At 39.5% G+C, this 8,707-nt stretch carries 5 protein-coding genes and 1 pseudogene; 5 read left to right on the top strand and 1 reads right to left on the bottom strand.

What is annotated here, in order from left to right; translation table 11 throughout:
- The 3 genes and pseudogenes from U0R11_RS01350 to nuoK form a co-directional block, all read left to right on the top strand.
- Window positions 1-479: pseudogene (locus U0R11_RS01350) on the top strand (hypothetical protein); the annotation flags it as partial.
- Window positions 476-997, top strand: coding sequence for an NADH-quinone oxidoreductase subunit J family protein (locus U0R11_RS01345; protein ID WP_406749448.1), 522 nt, complete (start codon window positions 476-478; stop codon window positions 995-997). The pseudogene U0R11_RS01350 and the gene U0R11_RS01345, both read left to right, overlap by 4 nt.
- Entirely contained in the window at window positions 990-1,295 is a 306-nt protein-coding gene (nuoK, locus tag U0R11_RS01340) for an NADH-quinone oxidoreductase subunit NuoK (protein WP_406749447.1), read from the top strand. The genes U0R11_RS01345 and nuoK overlap by 8 nt, the downstream gene beginning before the upstream one ends.
- On the opposite strand, the gene uvrC is transcribed toward nuoK, so the two are convergent.
- Window positions 1,292-3,100 (bottom strand): excinuclease ABC subunit UvrC, encoded by a 1,809-nt coding sequence (gene uvrC / locus U0R11_RS01335; RefSeq protein WP_406749446.1) that lies wholly within the window; start codon window positions 3,098-3,100, stop codon window positions 1,292-1,294. The genes nuoK and uvrC overlap by 4 nt on opposite strands.
- A gap of 519 nt (window positions 3,101-3,619) precedes the next feature.
- Between uvrC and U0R11_RS01330 the strand changes: the two genes are divergently transcribed.
- Both U0R11_RS01330 and U0R11_RS01325 read left to right on the top strand, forming a co-directional pair.
- A complete protein-coding gene (locus U0R11_RS01330; RefSeq protein WP_406749445.1) occupies window positions 3,620-6,859 on the top strand; it encodes a SusC/RagA family TonB-linked outer membrane protein in 3,240 nt (1,079 codons plus the stop codon).
- A gap of 30 nt (window positions 6,860-6,889) precedes the next feature.
- The gene (locus U0R11_RS01325) at window positions 6,890-8,647 is read left to right on the top strand and encodes a RagB/SusD family nutrient uptake outer membrane protein (protein WP_406749444.1); all 1,758 of its coding nucleotides are present in this window, start codon (window positions 6,890-6,892) and stop codon (window positions 8,645-8,647) included.
- The last annotated feature ends 60 nt before the right edge of the window (window positions 8,648-8,707 follow it).

Raw genomic sequence — 8,707 nt, 5'->3', positions numbered from 1 at the left:
CGGCAAAGCCTGCTTTTAAACCAAGCTTTAAACCTAAGGCAGAAACTAGTTCAGAGGAAGTAAAGACAGAAGAAGTAAAACCTGCGGCAAAGCCTGCTTTTAAACCAAGCTTTAAACCTAAGGCAGAAACTAGTTCAGAGGAAGTAAAGACAGAAGAAGTAAAACCTGCGGCAAAGCCTGCTTTTAAACCAAGCTTTAAACCTAAGGCAGAAGCTCAAACGGAGGAGGCAGCTACCGAAGATGTAAAACCTATGGCAAAGCCCGCTTTTAAACCAAGCTTTAAACCGAAGGCAGAAGTCATTTCGGAGGAGGCAGCTACCGAAGAAGTAAAACCTGTGGCAAAGCCTGCTTTTAAACCAAGCTTTAAACCGAAGACCGAGATTCCGAAGGAGGAAAAGTCGATCGACGAAGAAAAACCAGTTGTTAAACCTGTATTTAGACCAAGTTTCAAACCTAAGCCACCCACCACAGAATCATGAATCCAATGATCGCCTCGTTTTTGGTATTGGCTGGATTGACATGCGCAAGCGCCTTGGCTATGGCTTGGACAAAAAATTTATTACATGCTGCCTTAGCTATGTTTCTGTGCATGTTGGGCATGGCAGGTTTATACGTGATGGCCTATGCTGATGTGATGGCCGTGGCACATTTACTTATTTATGTTGGGGGAGTCTTGATATTGATTCTATTTGGAATCATGTTAACGCATACTCCTCGAACCCACCAATATGAGGCCTCAAATGATTTGTGGACCAAGCAGTCGGGTCGTTTTTGGGCTTTGTCGATTAGTCTTTCCATATTCCTAGGTTTACTCTGGATTCTAAATCAATCCATGGCCTCGTTTGGCATGCTTTCTGGGGAGATACAGCGATCTTCTAAATTGACACAACTAGGCTTGGCTTTATTGACGGAATATTCCTTTGCATTTGAATTAGCGGGGGTATTTCTTTTAATCGCCTTAGTGGGGGCCACATATATTGCGAAACACCATGAATGATATTCCATTAAGCTATTTTTTGATTGTAAGTGCCTTCTTGTTTTCCATAGGAGTAGGCATTATGCTGTTGAAACGTAATATGATTTTTGTGTTGATGGGGATCGAGTTAATGCTGAATGCCGCAAACTTAAATTTAATTGCTTTTTCTCGTCAGGATGATCAATTACAAGGAATGGTCTTTTCTGTATTTGTCTTAGTGATTGGTGTATGTGAAATGACGGTAGCCTTGGCGATCATTTTACAGATTTATCGTCATTTCAAAAACATAGATTTAGGAGCGGAGAAATCTAGGTTTTAATCGACCCAATTTTTGATTTGGTTCTTTAGGTTTAAGGCCTTCATTTTTCCTAAGACTTTTTCTAGCTCTTCCATGGGTGCTTCATTGATTTGTTTGATCGTGCCAAATTTCTTCAATAGTTTTTGTGCCGTTAATTTTCCTATCCCATCCAACTCTTCTAATTGACTTACGATAAAATGTTTACTCCGTTTATTTCGATGGGCAGTAATCCCAAAGCGGTGAGCCTCATCACGTAATTGCTGAATGAGTTTAAGGGATTCTGATTTTTTATCAATGTATAAAGGAAGACTGTCCTCAGGGAAATAGATTTCTTCTAACCTTTTCGCAATACCAATGATGGGAATCTGTCCATATATTCCAATGGCTTTCAAGGCATCACAAGCGGCGCTTAATTGACCCTTTCCTCCGTCGATGATAATTAGGTCAGGAAGCTCAGCTTCTTCCTCTAATACGCGAGAATATCTTCTACCCACTACTTCCGTCATGGTGGCAAAGTCATTAGGTCCTTCCACGGTTCTTGGCGTAAACAGTCGATACTCTTTCTTGGCAGGGACCCCTTGCAAAAAGCAGACCATAGCTGAAACAGGATTTGTACCTTGTAAATTGGAGTTATCAAAGCATTCAATTCTCTGAGGTAGTTTACTTAGGTGCAAATCGTTCTTAAGGGTTAAGAGAATGCGCATTTTTCGGTCTCCTCCACTTTCTTCAGCAGCTTTCCGATCAGCTTTTTCTTTTCTGAAATACAAGACATTTTTTAAAGACATGTCTAGCAGCTTTCTTTTATCCCCCATTTGAGGAATATTGTTTTTGACACCTTGAAATTCAATGGCCATGGGAATGTTGGAAATGATTTCTTTGGCACTGCTGTGAAATTCATCTCTTTTTTCCCAGATGAGCATCGTTAATACATCGGCTTCCTCTTCATTTAATTTTTTCTTTACTTCCCAAGTTTGGGATTGAGTAATCGTACCATTGATTACCTTCATGAAATTGATGTAGGAAAGCTGCTCATCTGAAACGATGGAAAAAACATCGACATCATGAATGGCAGGATTCACGACAGTGGACTTCGCTTGAAAGTTTTCTAAGAGTTGCCACTTTTCTTTCCATTCTTGGGCTTGTTCGAAAGCAAGCTTTTCTGCTGCGGCTTGCATTTTCTCCACAAAAAACTGTTTGGGTTTTTGGTAGTGCCCTTTGAGTATTTGAGTTATTTGTTCGATGTACTGCAAATAGTCTTCTTCGCTTTGCAAATTTTCACAGGGTCCTTTGCAATTGCCAATATGGTATTCCAAACAGACTTTAAACTTTTCGTCATTGATGGAACTTTGTTTTAATACCAAAGAACAGGTTCTGATTGGAAATAGCTGGTGCAACATTTCCAGTAGGGCATTCATGGATTTAGGATTAGCAAAAGGCCCATAATAGGTTCCCATCTTGTGGTCGATTCTTCTGGCTGTCAATAGGCGAGGGAAGCGTTCATGGCTCAAGCAGATGAAAGGATAGGTTTTATCATCTCGTAAGAGAATGTTGTATTTGGGCTGAAATTGCTTGATGAGGGTATTTTCCAATAAAAGAGCATCAAATTCAGAATGCACAATGGTGAATTCTAATTTGTTGATTTGCTGGACGAGCCTCCTTGTTTTAGTATCGTGGTTTTTTGGATTGACGAAATAGCTACTTATTCTATTTTTTAGGTTTTTGGCTTTCCCTATATAGATGATGGTATCATTCACATCAAAATATCGATATACACCAGGTTCCTCTGGTAGAGAAGGAAGTATGCTTTTAGGGTCGAAGCTATTCATATCTCAAATTTAATAAATTCATTTCGAATATCGTTTTTAGGATTTTTCAAAGAATCTTTATTTTGATGTAAACTTTTATTTGCTTTTTTAGTTTATTTTTTTGCTACAAAAGTTAAGGTGGGTACTACGTTAACTCATAATCATAAAATAATGTATTCTTAACACAGTCCTATTGTATCAACATAATATAATATATAGCTATTTTGAAGCGTATGGTGGCAAATGATATTTTACCGCTAAAAATTTGCATTTATTATTTGCAGATAAGTATTGAATTATACATATTTGGAAGTGTCCTACCTAGTAGGATAGTGTAGGATAGTTAAGTTCTTAGAAGAATTATATCTTAAGTAATGTCAAATGTCAACTAGTGACAGGCATATTTCTGGTATTTTTTAAAGAATCTGTTCTAGTTCTAACATGGTAAATGATAAAAAAATGAAAGGAGGTCTAATGGTTTAAAAAATGGCGATTAACTAAACGCATAATTTTAAATAAATAATTAATCAACTATTACTTATGAAACACAATTATTATCAAATTTTCAAAAGCTTCTTATTGCTAGCCATTATGGTGCTTGGAAGCTTTGCGTCATTTGCTCAAGACCGCAAGGTTTCGGGTAAAGTGGTTGGTACTGATTCACAAGGTATCCCGGGCGTGAGTATATTGGTAAAAGGAACCAATACAGGAACTACTACTGACATTAATGGGGCATTCTCGGTTTCAGTTAAATCTGGAAACGCAGTATTATCTATTTCTGCTGTAGGTTACAAAACGAAAGATGTTACTGTAGGTTCACAAGCCTCTATTTCGGTTACATTGGAAGAAGATGTTAGCCAATTGAGCGAGGTTATCGTAACAGGTTATTCAGTAACTAACAAAAAAGAGTCGACAGCTGCAGCATCTATTGTTAAAGCAAAAGATTTACAAATTGCCCCTTCAGGAAACGTTGAGCAACAATTACAAGGTCGTGTAGCCGGTGTTACATTGATCACGAACGGTCAGCCAGGAACGAACAGTATTATTCGTGTACGTGGTTTTGGTGCATTCGGTGGTAATGAGCCATTGTACATTGTTGATGGAGTACCAGTAGGATCTACTGATTTCTTATCACCAGATGATATTGAAAGTACTACCGTATTAAAAGATGCAGCTGCAGCTTCTATCTATGGAGCACGTGCTGCTAACGGTGTAATCGTTTATACTACGAAGCGTGGTACTAAAGGAAAGAAACCTTTACAGATTACTTATGATGGATTGTACGGAGGTACAGACCCTAACGTTGGAGGAGCTCCAAAAATGTTAACTCCACAAGAGCAAGCAGATTGGACTCACGTAGCATACCGTAATAATGCGGCAGCGAACGGAACGGCAGCGTCTTATTCTCACCCACAATATGGTACATCAGCACAGGCATCTTTACCAACTTATTTGCACTTTAATGGAGCAAACGGTGTAAGAGGAGCTGTTGACATGGCTGCTGCACAAGCTGCTTATGCTGCAAGTCCAGGAACTACTTTCGCTATTCGTCCAAACTTAGCTGGTACTAACTGGTATGACGAGATTACTCGTTTTGGTAATACACAACGTCATTCGTTAGGATTCTCTGGCGGAACAGACAACGGTCGTTTCTACATTGGCTTATCTGCTCAAGAGCAACAAGGGATCTTATTAGAAAATGATTTCCGTCGTTATTCAGCTCGTTTTAACTCTGAGTTTGATTTAGGAAAGCACGTAAGAATTGGAGAGAACTTACAGTTCACTTACCGTTCAGTAAGAGGTCAAGCAGGTGGTAATGGTGGATTAGGTATTGCTGGTGATGAGTCAGTGATCTTATCAGCCTATCGTATGCCAACCGTTATTCCTGTTTATGATGATTTTGGAAGTTTTGCATCGACAAGAGCTGCAGGTTTCAACAACCCTCGTAACCCGGTTCGTTCATTAATGACAAACCAAATCAATGACCAGAACTACAATGCTAACGCTGTAGGTAATATTTATGTTGAATTTGAGCCCGTTAAAGATTTAATTATCAAATCTAGTATCGGAGGTCAGTATAATAACTCATACTTTGTTAACTACAACTACAAGTACTTAGGAGATTCAGAGCCAGAGGCTTCTGATAGTTTCTCTGAAGGTTCAGGTTATTCTTTTGCATGGGTATTCTCAAATACGGCTGCTTACAAATACCAGTGGAGAAAACATGGTATTAAAGCTTTAGCTGGTATTGAGTCATTGAACACAGGCCGTGGTCGCGGTATCTCAGGATCGGGTATCAACCCATTCTCGATGGACTTAGACTTCGTTACATTGAATGCTGTTCAGTCGCCAGTAGTTAACTCTAACTTATTCAGTGGAGTTAATTTCTACTCATTATTCGGTAAAGCTGATTATAACTTCAATGAGAAGTATTATTTAACAGCTGTGGTTCGTCGTGACGGTTCATCTCGTTTCGGTTCTCAAAACCGTTATGGTATTTTCCCTGCATTCTCTGCAGCTTGGCGTGTAACATCGGAGGAGTTCATGAAAGATCTTCCAGGTATTACGGATTTGAAAATTCGTGGAGGTTGGGGAGAAATGGGTAACTCAAACAACGTAGACCCAGCTAACCAGTATTCATTGTACGCTGCAAGACGTGATATTTCTTTCTATCCAATAGATGGTCAGAGCTCAGGAGCTAACGAAGGTTATATCCGTTCACGTATTGGTAACCCAGCTGCTAAATGGGAAACTTCAGAAACAACTAACATCGGTATTGATGCGACTTTCTTAAATGGTAAGTGGGAATTGGTATTTGATTTATGGAGAAAAGATACACGTGATTTGTTATTCAACGTACCTCTTCCTGCGGTTGTTGGTCCTAACGCATCAGCACCATCCGTTAACGTAGCAAAAATGCGTAACGAGGGTATCGACTTCCAAGTGATTAACCGTGGTAACATTACTAACGAGTTGAAATACGAATTGACTTTCAATAATTCATTCTTGAAAAACGAAATCATCGCATTTGCTCCAGGTATTACTAACTTAACAGGTGGTGGTTTCCGTGGTATTACTCCAGTTCGTATGGAAATTGGACGTTCATTGTCTTCTTTCTATGGTTACAAAGTACTTGGATACTTCAATACAGCTGCTGAGGTGACTAGTGCACCGTCTCAATCAGGTGCAGGTGTAGGTCGTTTCCGTTATGCTGATATGAATGGAGATGGTAAAATCACTCCAGATGACCGTACTTATTTAGGTTCTCCAGTACCAACTTATACAGGAGGTATCAACGTAGGTTTAACTTACAGAGCGTTTGAATTGAACATGTATGTATATGCTTCTGCTGGTAACAAAATCTGGAACCAGTCTAAGTGGTTTACTGATTTCCACGGTTCATTCGAAGGTTCTGGTAAAGGAGAGCGTGCTAAGCAATCTTGGACTCCAGCTTTAGGAAACAGTGCTTTAGCTCCAATTTGGGAATCAGCATCTAATATCTCAACCAACGGTGCAGAGAACTCATGGTATGTAGAGGACGGAGATTACATCCGTTTCCAGAATATCTCTTTCGGATATAACATTCCTTCGAAATTCTCTTCTAAGCTTGGTATCAAACGTGCGAAGTTGACTCTTTCTGCTAACAACTTGTTAACCTTTACTAAGTACAAAGGTTTAGATCCAGGTGTTGGTGGTGCAGCCGATACTAGTTTTGGTATTGACGTAGGTAACTACCCTGTTACTCGTTCATTCAACGCTGCTATCAACTTGTCATTTTAATCCGCGAAAGCCAATTTAAATTAAAATAAAATGAAAAAATATCATATTTTAAAACGATTAGCCTTAGTAAGTGCATCGGCATTTACCTTGACATTCGCTTGTAAGGATCAGTTTTTAGAGGTTTTGCCTACTGGCTCATTAGCTCAGGCGCAATTGACTTCTAAGGCTGGTGTTGAGGGTACTTTGATTGGAGCTTATTCTGCTTTAGCAGCAAAAAACTTTACTCAGGTAGCCGCTTCTAACAACTGGCTTTGGGGTTCAATCCTTGGTGGAGAGAACAACAAAGGAACAGATGCTGGAGACTTTTCTGCGATTAACCCAATGCAGCGCTATGAAACCTCACCAGTACAAGGAGAGGTAAATGGTACTTGGCAAGCAAAATACGAAGGTATTGCGCGTGCTAATGCTACGATTAATTTAGCAAATGAGTCTAAGGCTCTTTCAGCTGCAGAAAAAACTCGTATCATTGCGGAAGCTCGTTTCTTACGTGCTCACTTTTACTTTGAATTGAAGCGTTTATTCAATTCAGTTCCATACGTTGACGAGACAATGGATTATGGTAAAGGAATCGAGAAGGTAGGTAATACTCCAGATGTTTGGGGTAAAATCGATACAGATTTTAAATTTGCATACGATAATTTGCCTGAGACTCAGTCTTCAGCAGGTCGTGCTAACAAATGGGCAGCAGGTGCTTACCTAGCTAAGTCTTTGTTGTACCAAGGAAAATTTGCAGAGGCTAAAGCTCTATTCACTACTGTAATTGCTAGTGGCAAAACAACCAATGGTAAGAAATACGGCTTGGTTCCAAGATTCCAAGATGTATTCAATGCAGCGAACGATAACAATGAAGAGGCCATATTTGCCATTCAGTCATCTATGAATTCGGGTAGTGTTACTAACTCGAATGCTTTCGACGTATTGAACTACCCGTATAACACAGGTACTGATGGTCCAGGTAACTGCTGTGGATTCTTCCAACCTTCATTCTCTTTAGCGAATGCTTACCGTACGAAAGATGGTTTACCATTATTGACTGAGTCGAATGGTGCTCCAGTTTATAATGCTCCAGAAAATGCAGTAAAACATGACTATAAGTTAGCTTCTAGTGAATCATTTACAGAAGATAAAGGTCCTTTGGATCCACGTATTGACCATACGATCGGTCGTCGTGGTATTCAGTACTTAGACTGGATCGAGCACCCAGGTAAAAACTGGATTCGTGACCAAACTTATGCAGGTCCTTATTCTCCTAAGAAATATGTGTATTATAAAACTCAGGAGAACACATTGACTGATGGTTCTGGTTGGACACGTGGTTATGCAACACTTAACTATAACATCATTCGTTTTTCTGATGTATTGTTAATGGCTGCAGAAGCTGAAATCAAAGGTGGTGGAAGTTTAGCTACTGCTTTAGGTTATATCAACCAAGTTCGTAACCGTGCAGCTAACCCAGCTAGCTTTGTTAGAAATGCTAAGTCTGGTGAGTTAGAGGCAAATTATTCAATCGCTCCTTATGCAGCATTTGCTAACGCAGATGAAGCTATGAAAGCGCTTAAAATGGAGCGTATGTTGGAGTTAGCAACAGAAGGTCACCGTTTCTTCGACTTAGTTCGTTGGGGTGATGCCAGCAAAGTGTTAAATGCATACCTAGCTTACGAAGGTGGTATTTTAGTTACAATGTTTGGTGGTGCAAAATTCAATACTGGCAAGGAATATCTTCCTATCCCACAAGCTCAAATTGATATCCAAGGATCTTCTATCTTGAAGCAGAACCCTAGTTATTAATTGATTGTATTTTATTCTTGAAAAGGTGGGAACTTGTTCCCACCTTTTTTAATTTTAGCC

This window comes from Aquirufa salirivi, from assembly GCF_045310485.1.
In the GTDB taxonomy this organism is placed as follows: Bacteria; Bacteroidota; Bacteroidia; order Cytophagales; family Spirosomataceae; genus Aquirufa; species Aquirufa salirivi.
The sequence above is the reverse complement of the archived record's forward strand: the minus strand, read 5'-3'. Positions and strand labels throughout refer to the sequence as shown.

Coding starts and splice junctions, on each gene's coding strand:
- U0R11_RS01345 (WP_406749448.1), top strand. CDS start 476: ATGAATCCAATGATCGCCTCGTTTTTGGTATTGGCTGGATTGACATGC.
- uvrC (WP_406749446.1), bottom strand. CDS start 3,100: ATGAATAGCTTCGACCCTAAAAGCATACTTCCTTCTCTACCAGAGGAA.
- nuoK (WP_406749447.1), top strand. CDS start 990: ATGAATGATATTCCATTAAGCTATTTTTTGATTGTAAGTGCCTTCTTG.
- U0R11_RS01325 (WP_406749444.1), top strand. CDS start 6,890: ATGAAAAAATATCATATTTTAAAACGATTAGCCTTAGTAAGTGCATCG.
- U0R11_RS01330 (WP_406749445.1), top strand. CDS start 3,620: ATGAAACACAATTATTATCAAATTTTCAAAAGCTTCTTATTGCTAGCC.